Genomic DNA, 16,778 nt, shown 5'->3' on the forward strand with positions numbered 1-16,778 from the left:
ACATCCTGTAAATGGGTGGGATAGCGAGATGTCATGCGCGCGCGAATCGCGTTGTGGGCTCACGAGGGCCACTCCAATACCGCCATTGCGCGGGAATTGGACGTATCGGTACAAACGGTCTGCCTCTGGCGTAAGCGCATTGCCAAGCACGGTGCCCAAGGCATTCGCGAGGGCGAGCGTAGTGGCCGTCCGCCACGCATCACGCACGAGGCGCGGCTACAGTTGATCGCGCTGGCCTGTGAAACGCAGGAACCTGAGGGACGGTTCGCGCCCGGGGCTCCCGGGGTTCCAGATTGTACGGAGTCAGACGGCCTCTCGCGCGAGATCCAGTGCGACGTCCACAATCATATCCTCCTGCCCACCGACCATCTTTCGACGACCCAGTTCGACAAGGATATCGACGGTCTTCAGGCCATAGCCCGTCACCCTTCGCGTGTCCAACCGAATCGGTGCCGCTCCTGGGTTGCCTCGTGTCGCGCATCGTCCTCGGTGTGCAGATAGGCGCTGGTGGTCGAGATGGACGCGTGCCCAAAATTATCCCGTACAAAGCGCAGGTCCACCATCAGCTCATCGGCGGCCGGCACCAGCCGTGTCTTGCTGCCCTCTGCCAAACCTGGGGCGGCAAGGGCAGTCTCGGTTGCTGCAGCGCCGCCTTGCCAACCGCCCGGATTGCAGCTGCGGGGCAGGCACAGGCATTCGCGGGGCGAGATGCACTGCACGCATTGCCAGCTCCTATTCTTTATACGCCGCCCCATCTGGCGGAGCGGATTCGCGCCGAGCAGGCCGCCATGGAGGCAAAGGGCGGGGACGCCGGTGGTGAGCGCAAGGCCATCTCCGCACTGTTCGCGGATGTGGCCGGCTCGACGGCATTGATCCAGGAGCTGGATCCCGAGGAAGCCCGCAGCCTGATCGATCTGGTCGTGGCGCTGATGATGGAAGCGGTGCATCACTATGAGCATGTGGGGTATACACAATTGCCCCCATCGTCGACGGCTCGTAAGCCTCGCAGTGTCTTCGCCGCGACATGCACTTCTTTCAGCCCCAGCCAAATCGTCTTCACGCCGGGCTCGCCATCACTCTTGCGGCCAAGGAATCCGCCAAGGTTTGCTCCATGGTCACGGGCGTCCCTCCGAGCGAGTTCCGTTCCTTCATCCCCAGTGGAGCGATCTCCAGTGTCGGTACGCCAGTGTGACGTCATAGCGATTGGCGCGGACCTTTTTGGGCGATCGCTTGGACTCGCAATGCCGCGCTGCACAAATTTGGATTATTTGTGAAAACGCAATAATTCGCTTATTTGTTGACTTGACGCCACAAAACTAAGCGTCTAGGATGCGCGCAACCGCCGCATTTGTTCGTCTACAGAACTAATGTTCGACATACGGTGAATTTGGCTACATTTAGGGGACAGTGAAGTGAATAAGATTGCTGGGTTCTTTACAGAACTGATGCGCCGGTATTTGCCGGATCCGTTTGTTTTCGCCATCGGGCTGACGCTGCTGACGATGGTTATGGCGATGCTGGTGCAGGGCCAAGCCGCGCCGGCCGTGATCGTCAGTTGGGGCAAGGGCTTCTGGAATCTGCTCGCGTTCACCACGCAGATGGCGGTGATTTTGGCCATGGGCTACGTGCTGGCCACCGCGCCACTGACCGACCGCCTGCTCGACCGGATCGTCGGCAAGGTCAACACGCCGCATGGCGCCATCATCGTTGCCACCCTGGTGGGCGGCATCGGCAGCTACCTGAACTGGGGCTTCGGTCTGGTCATCGGCGGCATCATCGCCAAGAAACTGGCCCGCCGCGTCAAGGGCGTGCACTACCCGCTGATCATCGCTTCGGCCTATAGCGGCTTCACGATGTACGGCCTCGGCCTGTCGGCCAGCATCCCGGTGCTGATCTCCACCAAGGGGCACCCGATGGAAAAGCTGATGGGCGTGATCCCCTTGTCCGAAACCATCTTTTCCATGCCGATGCTGCTAACCAGCCTGGCGGTCATCGTCACGCTGCCGCTGCTCAACGCCTGGCTGCACCCACGCGATGCCAAGGACGTGGTCGAGTTGGACACGCGCGCCGAGGATAAGGACGATGCTGCCGCTGCAGTCTCGCACAGCATCGGCGGCGACGGCACACTGGCTTGGCGCATGAACAACAGCCGGTTGCTGAGCCTCGTGATTGGCGTGTGCGGGCTCGCGTACGCCGTGCTGTACTTCACGCAGGGGGGCACACTGGACCTGAACCTGATCAACTTCCTGATCCTGTTCATCGGCGTGCTGCTGCTGGGCACGCCCGTCAAGTACGTGGCGAAGCTCAACGAGGGCATCAAGACGATCTCCGGCATCATCCTGCAATATCCGTTCTACGCCGGCATCATGGCGATCATGGCGGGCTCGGGCCTGGTCGATACCATATCGCGCGTGTTCGTCGATATAGCCACGCCGCAGACGCTGCCGTTCTGGGGCCTGGTCAGCTCGTTTGTGATCAACTTCTTCGCGCCGTCGGGCGGTGGCCACTGGGTGATCCAAGGTCCGTTCATGATCGACGCCGCCAAGGCGATTGGTAGCTCCGTGAGCCAGACCTCGATGTCGGTGATGCTTGGCAACGCCTGGAACGATCTTGTGCAGCCGTTCTGGATCCTGCCCGCGCTGGCGCTGTCCAAGCTCAGCCTGAAGGACGTGATGGGCTATACCGTCATCATGATGTTCTGGGTGGGCTTCATCTTCATTGTGTCGATGCTCTTGTGGGGCGCGCAGATCGTCTGACGACGCGTCCGCTCTTTATTTGCCACGGCCCGCTGCCGGCGGGCCATTGACCAGGCGACGCTAGATGCCTTACTTCATCGAAACTTGGGACAAGCCGAACCACCAGACGGTCCGCCAGGCGATCCGCCAAGTCCACCTCGAGTTCCTTGAGCAACACAAGCAACTGCTGCTCGCGTGCGGTGCCAAGTTGAACGACGACGGCAGCGATGCGGGCGGCGGTGTCTATATCATCGATGTCGATACGCGCGAAGCTGCCCAATCGTTCATCGACGCCGACCCCTTCACGAAAGCCAGCCTGTTCGCCGAGGTCCGCATCATGCGCTGGCGCAAGGCCTATCTCGACGGCACCTGCTGCCTCTGAACCGCAATCAACGACAGGCCTCGGTGCCACGCGCGCGGCATGGCATCATGCCGCCCCAGCCCGCTACTGGAAAACGCAAGCCATGCGATGGAAGAATCGGCCGGAAGGCTCCAACTGGGGCGACTTCGGCCACGACGACCAACTCGGTCGCCTGAACCTGCTCACCGCCGAACGGATCCGCGCCGCGGCTCGCGAAATCCGCACCGGCCAGCGCTTCTGCCTGTCATTACCGCTGGACTATCCCGGCGGCAACGGCCTCAACATCCGGCGGCATCCGCCGGTGCTGCGCCCTACGTACCGTGAAGGCATCGCGTACGTCAACTTTCCCCTCGTCAAGGTGGATCCTCGCGCGACCGACGTGCTCAGCGACGACCAAGTGTTGTTGTCGCTCCAGTATTCGACTCAGTGGGATTCGCTGGCCCATGTCGGCGCCCTGTTCGACGCCGACGGCGATGGCGTGCCGGAGCGCGTCTACTACAACGGCTACCGCCCCAACGCCGACATCCTCGGACCGGTCGACTACCGCGAGGACGACGGCTTCGCTGCTCACGCTTGCGGACATGATCACAGCCGCGCCAATGCGCTGGGCATCGAGACGCTGGCCGAGCACAGCATCCAGGGCCGTGGCGTGCTGGTTGACCTGGCCGAGTATTTTGGGCGGGAGTTCCGGACGATCGGCTACGATGACCTGATGCGCGCGATGGAGGCCCACCAGGTCGATGTCGAATCAGGCGACATCCTGGTACTGCGCACCGGCTTTGCCGAGATGGTGCTGGAAATGCAGCGCGAACCCGATCCCCATCGCTTGCACAACAGTTGCGCCGCGCTAGATGGCCGCGACGAACGGCTGCTGCAATGGATCACCGACTCCGGCATCGCCGCCATTGCGGCCGATAACTACGCCGTCGAACGATTTCCGGCGCGCGAGGCGGCCGGCGCTGCGCCGGCGTTGCCGCTGCACCACCATTGCCTGTTCAAGCTGGGATTGCCGCTTGGCGAACTCTGGTACCTGCGCGAGTTGGCGGCGTGGCTGCGCAGCCACCGCCGCACGCGCTTCTTCCTGACCGCGCCGCCACTGCGGCTGCCGGGCGCGATGGGTTCGCCCGTCACGCCCGTCGCCACCGTCTAGTCATCAGGCGCCGGTCACCCCGATATCCCCGACACCGCTAGCAAAAGGAGACCCCTATGTTGTTCATGGCCGAAATGACCGTCCGCATTCCGCACGATCTCGACCCGCAAGTCGCCGAAAAGCTGAAGGCGAACGAAAAAGCGCTGTCGCAGCAGTTGCAGCGTGAAGGCAAGTGGCGCCATCTGTGGCGTGTGGCCGGCAAGTATGCCAACGTCAGCATCTTCGACGTGCGTGACAACGACGAACTGCATACGCTGTTGATGTCGCTGCCGCTGTATCCGTACATGGAGATCAGCGTCACGGCGCTGGCCCAGCACAGCTCGGCCATTGCCCAGAACTAAGGCCGCCGTTCCGTCAATCCGGCGCGCGCCTTGTCCGCCGCGCCCTTAACCTGCTATCGTTCATGCCCTTTGCTGAATTTCCTGGCGTGCGCCTGCACTACCGCCTCGACGGGGACGACACGCTTCCCGTCCTCGTTCTGGCCAATTCGCTTGGCACCAACCTCGACATGTGGAATCCGCAGATCGAGGCCTTCGCCAAACACTTCCGCGTGCTGCGCTACGACACGCGCGGCCATGGCCAGTCGTCCGTCACGCCTGGTCCGTACACGATCCCGCAGCTCGGCGAAGATGTGATCGCATTGCTCGACGCATTGAAGATCGATCGCGCGCATTTCTGCGGCCTCTCGATGGGCGGCATCACGGGCATGTGGCTTGCGCTGAACCATGCCGGCCGATTCGACAAGGTTGTGCTGTGCAACACGGCTGCCTATATTGGCCCAGCGGAAAACTGGACGAATCGCGCAGCCGCTGTGGAACGCGACGGTGTGGGTTCGATCGCCAACGCCGTGGTCGACAAATGGCTGACGCCGGGCTACGCCGCGGGCCAGCCCGCGTTGGTGCAATTGCTGCAAGCCATGTTGTCCGCCACCGATGCCGCCGGCTACGCCGCCAACTGTCGCGCGGTGCGGGACTCGGATCTGCGCGATACCGTGGCAGGCATCACCCGCCCGACGCTGGTGATCGCCGGCTCCGGCGACATCCCCACGCCGCCGCACGACGGCCAGTATTTGGCGCAGAAGATTCCGGGCGCACGTTATGCCGAACTGGACGCTGCGCACCTTTCGAACCTCGAGCAGGTCGAAGGGTTCACGGACGCCGTGCTGGAATTCTTGCAGAATTGAGCTGTTCTGGCTGGAATGCTAGGGAGGCATCACCCAGCGGAGGGCCGCGGAGTGAGAGCCGAACGGGGGGGAGGGCTTTCGCATCAGGGGGAAGCCCACTTCATCCACGCTATGGAGATGTACCATTCTGAATGGCCAGGCGTAGAACGAAGTAATTCTGTCACTCCGGAATCCCGCCGAAACCGCGCTGAATATAGAAGCCAGGCCGGCGAATTGACAATATTGCTTCCACTCAAAACGAAGCAAAACCGTCAATTCGCATAAGTCCGGATTAATTTTGTCAATTGGCGTCCTAGACTTCCAATCCCGCTCGTAAGGCATTGATCTTATGGAAGATTCTCTGCACATAACGGAGCCGATTGCACTCGTCCGGCCGCGTGGCTCGCACCGCCTAGAAGCCTTCAGCCCGAAGCTGAAGCGGCGGCTGACCCTCTACTGACGCTGCGCGTTCGACCAATGGGTGTTGATCGAATCCGATCCGGCAATCGGCCGCTTTTGTGAGCGTCCTGGGTTCATTCAGTTTCGCGGCAGACGCTACCTCGCCGACTACTTGGTGTCTTACGCAGATCGCCAAGAATTGGTACTCCTACCCAATCCAATGATCGATGAGGGTGCAAAGCAGAGCGCAGAGCTTAGCGCCGCATCAGGCTATGCCGGATATGGTCTGTACAACCCCATCGAAGCCGTCACCGAGGCCCAGTTCGATGGTTTGATGGGCGTGCATCTGAAAGGCCCATTCTTCCTGACTCAGACACGGCTGCCGCTGTTGAGGGAGGGCGCAGGCATCGTCAACCTCACCAGCGCGACCACTCGTGTGGCGACTGTTGGTGTTGCGCCCTATGCCATGTTTAAGGGCGGATTGGAGGTGCTGACCCGATACATGGCCAAGGAGTTCGGTGACCGTCGCGTTCGGGTTAATGCCGTATCGCCTGGAGCGATCCGAACAGAACTCGGTGGCGGGCTGAGTGTTGAGTTCGAAGCCGTACTGACTTCCCAGACAGCCCTCGGGCGCGTGGGGGAGTCGGAGGACGTCGCCCGGGTAATCGCCTCTCTGCTGACGGAGGATGGCGGCTGGATCAACGGCCAGTCGATCGAAGTCGCCGGCGGCTACATTATTTGAGGAATGTCTCCACGCTTGATCACATCTTTCTTACCGTCAGTGACATCGATCGTTCGATTGCCTTCTATGAGAGGGTGCCTCCGATCCTCGAAATCCCCAACCTCCTCGACTATGACGGCGAGGACGGCCTGGCAGGTCATCCCTACCTGAAGGGCTTCTGCACAAAGGGCCGTATATTTTTCCGGCAGAGGCAGGGTACAGCGGCGCCGGACGCCGTGCATGTCGGCTTCGTTGCAGACTCCGAACAGATGGTCAACTCTGCTTACGCAGAAGCATTGGCGGCCGGCGCGACTGAGATCCATCCGCCCGGACCGCAACTTCACTACGATCCTCGATACAATGCGGCGCAAGTCACGGACTTGGACGGCTACAGCCTAGAGTTCGTCTACAAAAGTTGGCAGCACGGGAGTTGATGTGATGATCCAACAGAATGAGAAACTGCGCAAAGCCGCTGACGCACTGATCGCCGCAACGAACGCTTTTGATGTCGAACGCGCGCTGTCTCTGTTCACGCCAGAGGCGGTGATCGATGATCCGTCTACCGGCGACCGTTTCGATGGCCATGCGGGCGTCCGCGACTATATCGAGCGGTATTTCATCGGCTATCACACTGTGACTCGCTTTCTGTCGATTGCGATCCGCGACGAAAATCGGGCGCGCGTGCGGGTCGATTTCACCGGCGATTTTGGGCACGAGATCGGTTTGCTGGAGATGTTCATAAATGCCGAAGGCCTTATCGCACGAGTCGACGCCGATCTCGAATGACCACGATCAAGAAGCCATTCGGATGGCGGCGATGCTAGAGTCGGTGATTCATCGCAGCAGCTGTTCGTCGCGGCCATCTAGCTCGGCGCAACTGTTGTGCAAGCGATGGGGGGGCGAGTGTTGATTTTCACCGAATTCTGACCCTTTGCCCGTGCTGCGCATCAATGGATGGTCCGCTTAATTTGTGACATAGTAGAACTAATTCCCCGTTGCGTTCGCAATATAAGCGACAACATCGTCAAGGGTAACCAGCCTGGCATAGTCGGACTCTGGAATTTCCACGCCCAGCTTCTCGTGCAAGTCAATCAGGAAATTGAGCCAGTCCATCGAGTCAAGGTCCACCTGTTTCCGCAGCGGACGATCCGGGCGAAGTTTCTCCGCTTCTACCTCGGGCGCGATCGAGCGGAGGGTGGCCAGGGCGACGGCGCGGATATCGGCATCCTTCATTGGTTCAGTTCCTCGGGGTGTTGCAGCAGTTCGCGAAGTTCGACGAGGAACAGGGCGCCGCGATGACCATCGGAGACGCGGTGATCGGCCGACAAGCTGGCGGTGACTGCCGGGACCACCTTAAGCTCGCCGTTCTCGGCCCAGGGCCGCTCTATCACGCGACCAATTCCCACCAACGCCACCTGGGGCGGGTATATGACGCCGAACACTGCTTCCGCGCCCTGGTCTCCGAGGTTGGTCACGGTGATTGTCGGCATTGCCATCTCGGAGCTTCTCAACGATCCGGCCCGGCAGCGCTTCACCAGGTCGCTCAATTCCCGCATCAGCAGTGTCAGCGGCTTGGTGTCTGCGTCGAGCAGTGCCGGCGCGATCAGCCCGCCCTGGCGCAGCGAGATTGCAACGCCGACATGCACTTGCGACACGGCATGGAATACCTCGTCGCGAAAGAAGCCGTTGAGTTCGGGGTAGTTCTTCAGAGTGACAGCCACCGCTTTGATTAGCAGCGCTGCCGGTAGCAGGCGCTCGGCCATCGGACGATTCGCGTTCTCCCGCGTGAGCCAGGCCAGCGTCGCCCCCAGGGGGATCGTCTCGCCCACGTAGTAGTGGGGGATCTCTCGCTTCGAGCGCGCCATCGCCACGGCGATGGCTTTCCTGATGCCGGCGGATTTGTCGACTGGTGCTGCGGCCCTTTCTCGTACTGCCCGCTCCACATCTGCAAGTTTTACTATGCCATTGGGGTCCGTGGCGAAAACGGCGTCAATATCGATACCGAGTTCCAGCGCGGACTTGCGCGCTGCGGGGGAAACCATGTGTCGCGTCGGCGGTGCCATAGCGATGCCGGGCAGCCCGTGGGCGGCGGATGGCGCCGGCGCATCGGCGGGTCCGGTCGCAGGCCTTGCGGCCCCGGGTGTCTCACCCGGTTCGAGGAAAACCGCCATGAGCGTGCCAACGGGGATTTTCGCACCAGGCGTGACGATCAACTCGGCCACCGTACCTTCATGCCAGCACTCAACTTCGACGGCCGCCTTGCTGGTATCAACGACAGCAACCACCTGGCCCCTCTTCAGCGGATCGCCGGGCTTCACGGTCCATTCAAGGAGCGTGCCCTCGTCCATGTCGGCACCCAGCGCGGGCAGCCTGAACTCGATCATTTTGGCACGCCCGTCCTTGCGAGGGGCGGCGAGGGCAGGGAGGAGTTCATGAAAGCAATTGCTTCACTGCGGCGACGATCTTGCCGGCCTGGGGCAGCGCCGCCTCTTCCATGTGCCTGGCATAGGGGATCGGCACCTCCTCGGAACACACCCGCGCCACCGGCGCGTCCAGTTCGTAGAAGACCTGCTCGACAATGCGCGCCATCACTTCGGCGGCGAGGCTGCCGCTACGCCAGCCCTCGTCGACGATCACTGCGCGGCGGCACTTGGCGACCGAGGCCATGATCGTTGCATCGTCCAGCGGGCGCAACACCCGCAGGTCGATCACTTCGGCGGCGATGCCCTTGGCTGCGAGCGTGTCGGCCGCCTGCAGCGCCTTCGCCAGCGTGCCGCCGTAGGCAACGATGGCCACGTCCTTGCCCTCGCGTCGCACCTTCGCCGAGCGGATATCCACGCCGGACACGTCGGGTAATTCGTCCTCCATATTGTAGAGGGCAGCATGTTCGAAGATCAGTACCGGATCCGGATCGGCCAGCGCCGGTGCGAGCATATGCCGCGCGTCTTCGATGGTGGCCGGCGCCAGCACCTTGACACCGGGTATGCCGGCATACCATCCCTCGAAGCTGTGCGAATGCTGGGCCGCCACCTGGCGGCCAGCGCCGGTGGCCATGCGTACTACGAGCGGGACGGAGAACTGTCCACCGGACATATGGTGATAGAGCGCTGCCGTATTTACGATCTGATCGAGCGCCAGCAGGCTGAAGTTGACTGTCATCACCTCGACAATAGGACGCATGCCGCCCAGCGCCGCACCGATGCCGGCGCCAGTGAAGCCGAGCTCGGAGAGCGGCGTATCGCGTACGCGCTCGGGCCCGAACTCGGCGAGCAGCCCTTTGGAGACCGCATAGGTGCCGCCGTAGCGCCCCACGTCCTCGCCCATCAGGAAGACGCGTGGATCGTTCGCGAGCGCTTCACGCAGGGCCTCGCGCAGCGCGTCGCGGTAGCTGAGGCGGCTCATCGAGTGGCTCCCGCGGGCGTGTAAACGTCCTTCAAGAGATCCTCGACAGGTTCCCAGGTGCCCGCCTCGGCGAAGGCTTCGGCCTTGGCCACTTCGGCGTTCGCCGCGGCATCAAGGGCGAGAAATTCCTCTTCCGCCAGCTTGCCGCCGGCCTTCAAACGCGCGGTGAATGTATGGATCGGGCCACACTCCTCCCACGCCTCGACCTCGGCCTTCTGACGGTAGAGTTCGGCATCGTACATCGAGTGCGCGCGAAACCTGTAGGTGCGCAGTTCGAGGAATACCGGCCCGGCGCCGCTTCTGACGTGCGCCGCCGCATCCCGTGCCGCCTCGTGCACCGCGACGATGTCCATGCCATCCACGGCCACAGCTGTCATATTGTAGGACGCTGCCTTGGCGCAGAGATCCGTCTGGGACTCGTGCCGCTCCAGGGCCGTACCCATCGCGTAGAGATTGTTCTCGCAGCAGAAGAGGACCGGCAGCTTCCACAGCGAGGCCAGATTCATCGATTCGTGAAACGCGCCTTCGGCGACGGCGCCGTCGCCGAAGAAGCAGGCCGTCACGCGCTGTCCCGCCTGCATCTTCTCGGCGAGCGCGAGGCCCACAGCCAGCGGCAGGCCGCCGCCGACGATGGCATTGCCGCCGAAGAGCCTGGTCGCCCGGTCGAACAGATGCATGGAGCCGCCGCGCCCGCGGGCGCAGCCTTGCTGCTTGCCGTACATCTCGGCCATCAGCACGCCCATGTCCATGCCGCGAACCAGTGCGTGGCCGTGCTCGCGGTAGGTGGCGACGACGTTGTCCTCCGGTGCAAGCGCATGCAGCACGCCGACACCGACGGCCTCCTCACCGATGTAAAGGTGCAGGAAGCCGCGTATCTTGCCCGCGCCATATAATTCTGCGCACTTTTCTTCGAGCCGGCGGACGCGCAGCATGTCGCGCAGCAAGTCGAGCGCGACGACTTTATCGTACGGTACCGGACCGCTTGGCGGCGCCGGGGCTGGATGGTCAACCGCTGTCATGGCCCGGCTTCCAGTGTCGATGTATCGCCCTCGGGCAAGCCCAGCTCGCGCGCCTTTAACAGCCGGCGCATGATCTTGCCGCTGCGCGTGCGCGGAAGCTGGGTCAGGAAGGCAATCTCCTTTGGCGCGACGGCCGCGCCGAGCCGTGTTCTGGCGTGGCCCAGCAACGCCATGCGCAAGGCTTCGCTTTGTTCGAAACCATTGTTCAGCGACACAAACGCCTTGACCACCTCGCCAGCTATGGGGTCCGGCTTGCCGATCACGGCGGCCTCGGCTACGGCCGGATGTTCCATCAGTGCACTCTCGACCTCGAACGGTCCGATCAGGTGTCCAGCCGACTTGATGACGTCGTCGGCGCGGCCGACAAACCAGTAGTAGCCATCCGCATCGCGCCGCGCCAAGTCCCCGGTCAGGTACCACTCGCCGGAAAAACTCTTGCGGTAGCGCTCCTCGCTGTTGAGATATCCGCGGAACATCGATGGCCAGCCGCGCTTGAGGGCCAGTTCGCCTTCCTTGTTGGGTGCTTCTATTACCTGCACGCTGCCGTCTGCCTGCCGCGACACGATCGCAGCCTCTACGCCCGGCAGCGGCCGGCCCATCGAGCCGGGCTTGATATCGAAGGCGGGCGTGTTGGCAATCATGATGCCGCCAGTCTCGGTCTGCCACCAGTTATCGTGGAACGGCAAGCCCAGCACCTGCTTGCCCCACCATACGGCCTCCGGGTTCAACGGCTCGCCGACGCTGGCGGCAAAGCGCAGCCGAGGGAAGGCATATTTCTTTGCGATGTCGGCACCGGCTTTCATCAGCATCCGAATCGCCGTAGGCGCCGTGTACCAGATGCTCACGCCTTCGTCTTGGAGGATGGCGTACCAGCGCTCGGCGTCGAACTCTTCCCGATCAACGATCGACGTCACGCCGTGCAGCAGCGGAGCGATAACGCCATAGGAAGTGCCCGTCACCCAGCCGGGATCGGCGGTACACCAGTAGATGTCGTCGACATGCAGGTCAAGCGCATATCTGCCGGTAGACCAGTGGGTCAAGACGGCGCCATGCACGTGGACGGCACCCTTCGGCGTGCCCGTGGTGCCGCTGGTGAAATGTAATAGCGCCATGTCCTCGGCCGTGGTCGGCGTGATCTCGCAAGCGTCCGACGCGCTGGCCATCAGCGAAGAAAGGTCGAGGGTCCCCGGCACTGCCGTGGTGCCGCCGTCCTCTGCCACCAGCAACACGTGCTTCAAGCTCGGCATGCGGTCGCGCCATTTGGCAATCTTGCGCTCGAAGAGCATATCGGTTGTCACCAGCACAGCCCCTTCGCCGAGGTTGACGCGCGTGGCGATGGGATCGGGGCCGAAAGCCGAGAATAGCGGCGAAACTGCAGTGCCGTTCTTCAGGCTGCCAAGTATGGCGATGTAGAGTTCCGGGATGCGGCCGGCAAGAATGAACAGACGTTCGCCCTTGCCAACGCCCAGGTCTCGCAGCACATTGCAGAATCGGTTGGTGAGCGCGGACAACTGGCCGTAAGTGACGAAGTGGGTGGGTGTGCCGCGGGCCAGGATGCGAAAAGCCGCCTTGCCGCGTAAGCTACTGGCGGCATGGCGATCCACCGCCTGCCACGCGATATTCAACGCGCGTTGCGGCTGGTCCGCCAGCTCGCGGCTCACGGCAGCCCAGGAAAAAACGCGGCGCTCGGCTTCATAGTCGCCCAGGTTGGGCGCTAACCGCAGATCGGAGGCTGTCTTGTGGATAATCGACGAAGATTCCATCGTTCCTCACTTCCCATTGGCATCAATATAGCCTTCTAGACACGCAACGGGAAGGTGCGCGAAATCGAATCCGGGGCCAAGTGACGGCTTCCCTCAACCTATAATGATCTTGCCGGGCGGCGACACTCGGGGGGGTGAGCCGCCGTGCGGCTGCCAGCACAGGAGCGAGGGTTTTTGATGCGCTTCCAAGGTTTTTCCTTCGGCTCAATCCAAATTGATGGTGTGACCTATGGGCACGACGTCGTAATTGATAACGGAAAGATCCGCAAGCGCAAGAAGAAGCCATCCAAGGCTTTTCGCCAGGCTTTTGGCCACACGCCGCTGTCGGTGGCGGAGGATATACCTTGGAAATGCCGGAGGCTGGTGATTGGAACAGGGACCGGGGCGCTGCCAGTCATGGGCGAGGTCAAGCGCGAGGCTCGGCGGCGGCGCGTCAAACTGGTGATAGTGCCGACGGTAGAGGCCATCGCCGATCTGAAGGAGCACCCCGACCGGACCAATGCCGTCCTGCATGTCACTTGTTAGTTGGTGCAGCTTGGTTTGGGGTAAGCCAAGCCAAGGAGAAGCATTTAGCGTGCCCGAGTCTGCGCGCGAGGTCTTGTTCATGTGCGCGCTTCTCTTGAAATCCGATTTGCCGAGGTCGGGCCAAATCTCGATAACAACTGGATAGAGGCAGAAAATGCTGATCGGCGTGCCAAAGGAAATCAAGGATCAGGAGTATCGGGTCGGACTGACTCCGGCCAGTACACGGGAATTGACAAGCCGGGGCCACCAGGTGCTGGTCCAGTCGGGCGCTGGCGTGGCGATCGGCCTGGCGGATGAAGCCTACATCGCGGCCGGAGCGGCGGTATGTGGCGACGCAGGCGATGTATTCGCCCGTGCCGACATGATCGTCAAGGTCAAGGAGCCGCAAGCTGCCGAGCGCGCCATGCTGCGACCGGGACAGATTCTTTATGCGTATCTGCATCTGGCCCCGGATCGCGAGCAAACGGCGGATCTCTTGAAGTCCGGCGCCGTCTGCATCGCCTACGAGACGATTACCGGGCCCAGCGGCGGCCTGCCATTGCTGGCACCCATGAGCGAGGTAGCGGGCCGAATGTCCGTCCAGGTGGCTGCGGCCAACCTTGAAAAGTCAAAGGGCGGGATGGGCTTGCTGCTCGCTGGCGTACCCGGCGTCGCTCCGGCGCATGTCGTCGTGATTGGTGCGGGCGTCGTGGGGGCGCACGCCTTGCAGGTAGCTATCGGCATGGGGGCCAGAGTCACGATTTTGGACAGGAACGTGGACCGCCTGCGGCAACTCGATTTGATCTTCGGCAATCGCGTCACGACGCTTTACTCCAGCGGACACAACATCGAAGAGTCGGTACTGGACGCCGACGCGGTGATCGGAAGCGTTCTGTTACCGGGGGCAGCTGCACCTAAACTTGTTACACGCGGCATGGTGGCAAGGATGAAGACCGGCGCGGTTGTCGTCGACGTTGCGATCGACCAGGGCGGATGCTTCGAGACATCGCACGCCACCACCCACACGGAGCCGACCTATGTGGTGGACGGCGTGGTGCATTACTGCGTTGCGAATATGCCTGGAGCCGTCGCCAGAACCTCAACGTTCGCGCTGAACAATGCAACCATCGGCCACGCGGCCGCGTTGGCGGACAAGGGATGGAAGCGCGCGCTTGCTGAGGACAAGCACCTGAAGGCCGGCTTGAATGTGTGTGAGGGCCGAGTGACGTACAAGGCGGTGGCAAAGGCGCTTGGCTACGAATACACGCCGGCCGACCAATTGCTGGACTGATGGCATGAATCGACGAGGTCGGCTATCTGTCGTGCTCGAACCGTCATGCCGACCTGCTGTTCGAGCTGATTAGTCGGAGATACGAGGCCCGTTCCACTATTGTCACGACCAACAAGCCGTTTGCACAATGGTCCGAGGTGTTCCCGAATGCCGCCTGTGTCGTCTCGCTAGTCGACAGGCTGGTGCATCGTGCCGAGGTCCTCTCAATCGAGGGTGAGTCCTATCGCCTGAAGGAAGCGCGCGAGAGCGCCGAAGCCCGTTCCCGCCAGCGGGCCGCGAAGAAGATCGTCACGGAAAAAGGAGCCGCAGCATTAGCCACGATCCCTTGCTGCCGTCGGGACGCCGACGCGGCCTGCCGTTCGTCGTGCCTGACGACTGGACACCCGAGCAGGCGATCGCCGTGTTCGAGTTGCTCGACGATCTACGCGAAGTCGTCTGCTCGCGCTATCTACATCAGATCCAGGACTTGATGGGAGAAGAGCGCGGATCCTCCACCAGTGCCGCGAGCCAGGCGACGCAGCATTCTGACGTCTGTCGCGCATCACAAATAAAAGGGCCGCGCGGGCTCCTTTGTTGTTGAACAATTCACTCAACCTTGCGCCGCCATTTATGCGCGGTTTTACACCGCCGCTAACACCCGCTCGTACAGCGCCAGCCGCGTGGCGCGACGCTGATCGCTCAGGCGCTGCCATGACCGCAGTGAGGTGTGGCTCGGCACCCCTTGCCGGCCCAAGGTCACTCCGCCGACCTCGACTTGCTGCGCGGCTTGGCGCAGTTGCGGCCCGAGTCGATACAGCAGCCTCTCGACGTTGTCGCGCAGGTTGCTCAGCAGATACCAGCGATCCGAGACTTGCTTGGCTACCGGCAGCGCGATGTCGACCGCCTCGGAGTAGGCCCCGGCCCGCTCCCTGGCGACGATCTCGATCGATGGGTGCGCACGCGTCCACGCAGCCACCGCAATGGCTTCCCTGCCAGCGAACACTGCGATCGGCTCACGTCGCTCCATGTCGACGATGATCGTTCCGTATTGGTGACCGAGCGCGATCGCCCAGTCATCGATGCCGACGACCCGCGGTCGCGGTTTTCGCTTGCGCTCAGGAGCTCTTCGCAACTCCCGCAGCACGGTGTCGGCATTGGTGCGCAAGCCCAAGGCGTTAGCAAGCCGGGCTGCGGCCTCACCACCGAGGGCGTGGTCCAGCGCGTGCAACGCCCGAGCCTGCGATCGCGTTCGGCGTTGATGCCGACCGGCCAAGGCGTCGATGTTCTCGGCAAACGTACGACGGGGGCAGCTGGCGTTCGCGCACTTGAAGCGACGCACCTCAACGGCGAGAACGACCCGCTGCTCCAGCATCGGACGTTCTTCCAGCCTGCGCACATAGCTGCCGTGGCGTCGGTGACTCCAACGATGGCAGGCAGGACACGGTGCCGCGCGAATCGTACTGCTGGCTTCGACAGTGATGGTCTTCCCTCGCGCGTCGCTGGAGACGACGCGCTTACCCACACGGGCGAGAATACGATCGATGGCACCGAGAACTTGGCCCATGGTAACGATCAACGTGGGGCCAGATCGGCCTGAAATCAAGCCATCGACGCGGCCGTCACACAAAGTGCGGGAGACCCAGTTTTACTTCATAAACGGAGCGCGATTACTTCACTTCACGACAGGCGGTACTGTTCCGCGACCAGCTTGTGGGTGCGGGCGCTGACAAGCGCGTAGATCTGCTGCACGTCCAGTCCATTCTGGCCGGTGATCGCCGGCGCCTGCAGCTTGATCTTCTCCTTCAGGCCGGCAACGCGGATCTCGAAGAACTCGTCCAGGTTGCTGCTGAAGATGCAGAGGATGCGCAATTGCTCCAACAACGGAATGTCGTGGTTCTCGGCCTCGGCGAGCACGCGCCGGTGGAACTCCAGCTGGCTGGCCTCACGGTTCAGGAAGAGCTGCCGTGCGTTGGCGCTGGCACTGGCGAGGAAGTCAGATGGAGCGCCGTGAACATCAATCGGCGCCAAGGGGAGGGAAGGGGCGATTTCCAGGGGGTCTACCTGACCATGCAGGGCGCCTTGTTGTCGAAGGTCCAGCCTGGGATCAGGAATTGCATGGCCACGGCGTCGTCGCGCGCACCCAGGCCCATGTTCTTGTAGCGCTCGTGCGCCAGCGCGAGTTGCTCCATATCGAGCTCCACGCCCAGGCCCGGCGCCGTCGGCACGGCCACCTTGCCGTTCTCGATCTTCAGTGGCGCCTTGGTCAGGCGCTCGCCGTCCTGCCAGATCCAG

The 16,778-nt window shown here is 62.4% G+C and carries 16 protein-coding genes and 7 pseudogenes; 13 read left to right on the forward strand and 10 right to left on the reverse strand.

Annotated features, from left to right (window positions below; genetic code table 11):
- Positions 1 to 33: 33 nt before the first annotated feature.
- Positions 34 to 237 (forward strand): annotated as a pseudogene (locus AC1RWI_RS11490) (helix-turn-helix domain-containing protein); the annotation flags it as partial.
- A 66-nt stretch (positions 238 to 303) separates the two neighbouring features.
- Here AC1RWI_RS11490 and AC1RWI_RS11495 read toward each other — a convergent pair.
- A pseudogene (locus AC1RWI_RS11495) lies at positions 304 to 417 on the reverse strand (4-hydroxy-2-oxovalerate aldolase); the annotation flags it as partial.
- Positions 418 to 536: 119 nt separating this feature from the next.
- Between AC1RWI_RS11495 and AC1RWI_RS11500 the strand changes: the two are divergent.
- A pseudogene (locus tag AC1RWI_RS11500) lies at positions 537 to 956 on the forward strand (hypothetical protein); the annotation flags it as partial.
- Here the strand turns inward: AC1RWI_RS11500 and AC1RWI_RS11505 are convergent.
- Positions 950 to 1,108, reverse strand: a pseudogene (locus tag AC1RWI_RS11505) (IS4 family transposase); the annotation flags it as partial. The pseudogenes AC1RWI_RS11500 and AC1RWI_RS11505 sit on opposite strands and share 7 nt — an antisense overlap.
- Before the next feature lie 304 nt (positions 1,109 to 1,412).
- Between AC1RWI_RS11505 and AC1RWI_RS11510 the strand changes: the two are divergent.
- The 8 genes from AC1RWI_RS11510 (at position 1,413) to AC1RWI_RS11545 (ending at position 7,314) form a co-directional block, all read left to right on the forward strand.
- Positions 1,413 to 2,756: a short-chain fatty acid transporter gene (locus AC1RWI_RS11510; protein WP_043346462.1), complete on the forward strand. Its 1,344-nt coding sequence runs from the start codon at positions 1,413 to 1,415 to the stop codon at positions 2,754 to 2,756.
- A gap of 64 nt (positions 2,757 to 2,820) precedes the next feature.
- Positions 2,821 to 3,117, forward strand: coding sequence for a YciI family protein (locus tag AC1RWI_RS11515; RefSeq protein ID WP_043346459.1), 297 nt, complete (start codon positions 2,821 to 2,823; stop codon positions 3,115 to 3,117).
- Positions 3,118 to 3,199: 82 nt separating this feature from the next.
- On the forward strand, positions 3,200 to 4,246 hold the full coding sequence (locus AC1RWI_RS11520; protein ID WP_043346457.1) for a cyclase family protein: 1,047 nt from the start codon (positions 3,200 to 3,202) through the stop codon (positions 4,244 to 4,246).
- A gap of 56 nt (positions 4,247 to 4,302) precedes the next feature.
- On the forward strand, positions 4,303 to 4,587 hold the full coding sequence (gene catC, locus AC1RWI_RS11525; protein WP_043346455.1) for a muconolactone Delta-isomerase: 285 nt from the start codon (positions 4,303 to 4,305) through the stop codon (positions 4,585 to 4,587).
- Positions 4,588 to 4,649: 62 nt separating this feature from the next.
- The gene (gene pcaD / locus AC1RWI_RS11530; protein WP_492866497.1) at positions 4,650 to 5,429 is read left to right on the forward strand and encodes a 3-oxoadipate enol-lactonase; all 780 of its coding nucleotides are present in this window, start codon (positions 4,650 to 4,652) and stop codon (positions 5,427 to 5,429) included.
- Positions 5,430 to 5,889: 460 nt separating this feature from the next.
- The gene (locus tag AC1RWI_RS11535; RefSeq protein WP_236701898.1) at positions 5,890 to 6,549 is read left to right on the forward strand and encodes an SDR family NAD(P)-dependent oxidoreductase; all 660 of its coding nucleotides are present in this window, start codon (positions 5,890 to 5,892) and stop codon (positions 6,547 to 6,549) included.
- The gene (locus AC1RWI_RS11540) at positions 6,546 to 6,962 is read left to right on the forward strand and encodes a VOC family protein (protein WP_492866500.1); all 417 of its coding nucleotides are present in this window, start codon (positions 6,546 to 6,548) and stop codon (positions 6,960 to 6,962) included. The genes AC1RWI_RS11535 and AC1RWI_RS11540 overlap by 4 nt, the downstream gene beginning before the upstream one ends.
- 4 nt (positions 6,963 to 6,966) lie before the next feature.
- Entirely contained in the window at positions 6,967 to 7,314 is a 348-nt protein-coding gene (locus tag AC1RWI_RS11545; protein WP_082054871.1) for a nuclear transport factor 2 family protein, read from the forward strand.
- Between the two features lie 198 nt (positions 7,315 to 7,512).
- Here AC1RWI_RS11545 and AC1RWI_RS11550 read toward each other — a convergent pair whose 3' ends face one another.
- The 5 genes from AC1RWI_RS11550 to acsA are packed head-to-tail and all read right to left on the reverse strand — an operon-like array spanning position 7,513 to position 12,712.
- Positions 7,513 to 7,761 carry an acyl carrier protein gene (locus AC1RWI_RS11550; protein ID WP_043346444.1) on the reverse strand — a complete coding sequence of 83 codons (249 nt, stop codon included), beginning with the start codon at positions 7,759 to 7,761 and terminating at the stop codon, positions 7,513 to 7,515.
- Positions 7,758 to 8,912 carry a dihydrolipoamide acetyltransferase family protein gene (locus AC1RWI_RS11555; protein ID WP_043346441.1) on the reverse strand — a complete coding sequence of 385 codons (1,155 nt, stop codon included), beginning with the start codon at positions 8,910 to 8,912 and terminating at the stop codon, positions 7,758 to 7,760. Before AC1RWI_RS11555 ends, AC1RWI_RS11550 begins: the two co-directional genes overlap by 4 nt.
- Before the next feature lie 46 nt (positions 8,913 to 8,958).
- Positions 8,959 to 9,930 (reverse strand): alpha-ketoacid dehydrogenase subunit beta, encoded by a 972-nt coding sequence (locus tag AC1RWI_RS11560; RefSeq protein WP_043346436.1) that lies wholly within the window; start codon positions 9,928 to 9,930, stop codon positions 8,959 to 8,961.
- The gene (gene pdhA, locus AC1RWI_RS11565) at positions 9,927 to 10,949 is read right to left on the reverse strand and encodes a pyruvate dehydrogenase (acetyl-transferring) E1 component subunit alpha (protein ID WP_492866503.1); all 1,023 of its coding nucleotides are present in this window, start codon (positions 10,947 to 10,949) and stop codon (positions 9,927 to 9,929) included. Before pdhA ends, AC1RWI_RS11560 begins: the two co-directional genes overlap by 4 nt.
- On the reverse strand, positions 10,946 to 12,712 hold the full coding sequence (acsA, locus tag AC1RWI_RS11570) for an acetate--CoA ligase (RefSeq protein WP_492866505.1): 1,767 nt from the start codon (positions 12,710 to 12,712) through the stop codon (positions 10,946 to 10,948). Before acsA ends, pdhA begins: the two co-directional genes overlap by 4 nt.
- Before the next feature lie 177 nt (positions 12,713 to 12,889).
- Here acsA and AC1RWI_RS11575 point away from each other — a divergent pair, with 177 nt between their 5' ends.
- From AC1RWI_RS11575 to AC1RWI_RS11585, 3 genes and pseudogenes are all read left to right on the forward strand, one after another.
- Positions 12,890 to 13,237, forward strand: a complete 348-nt coding sequence (locus AC1RWI_RS11575) for an MTH938/NDUFAF3 family protein (RefSeq protein WP_043346428.1) — start codon at positions 12,890 to 12,892, stop codon at positions 13,235 to 13,237.
- Positions 13,238 to 13,391: 154 nt separating this feature from the next.
- The gene (gene ald, locus AC1RWI_RS11580; RefSeq protein WP_043346424.1) at positions 13,392 to 14,507 is read left to right on the forward strand and encodes an alanine dehydrogenase; all 1,116 of its coding nucleotides are present in this window, start codon (positions 13,392 to 13,394) and stop codon (positions 14,505 to 14,507) included.
- An 8-nt stretch (positions 14,508 to 14,515) separates the two neighbouring features.
- Positions 14,516 to 14,791 (forward strand): annotated as a pseudogene (locus AC1RWI_RS11585) (ATP-binding protein); the annotation flags it as partial.
- A gap of 344 nt (positions 14,792 to 15,135) precedes the next feature.
- Here the strand turns inward: AC1RWI_RS11585 and AC1RWI_RS11590 are convergent.
- The 3 genes and pseudogenes from AC1RWI_RS11590 to gudD all read right to left on the reverse strand — a co-directional run.
- Positions 15,136 to 16,050, reverse strand: a pseudogene (locus AC1RWI_RS11590) (ISL3 family transposase); the annotation flags it as partial.
- Positions 16,051 to 16,163: 113 nt separating this feature from the next.
- On the reverse strand, positions 16,164 to 16,514 hold the full coding sequence (locus AC1RWI_RS11595; protein WP_043346422.1) for a hypothetical protein: 351 nt from the start codon (positions 16,512 to 16,514) through the stop codon (positions 16,164 to 16,166).
- Between the two features lie 29 nt (positions 16,515 to 16,543).
- A pseudogene (gene gudD, locus AC1RWI_RS11600) lies at positions 16,544 to 16,778 on the reverse strand (glucarate dehydratase); the annotation flags it as partial.

This window comes from Cupriavidus sp. MPR-AND1C (genome assembly GCF_058809705.1).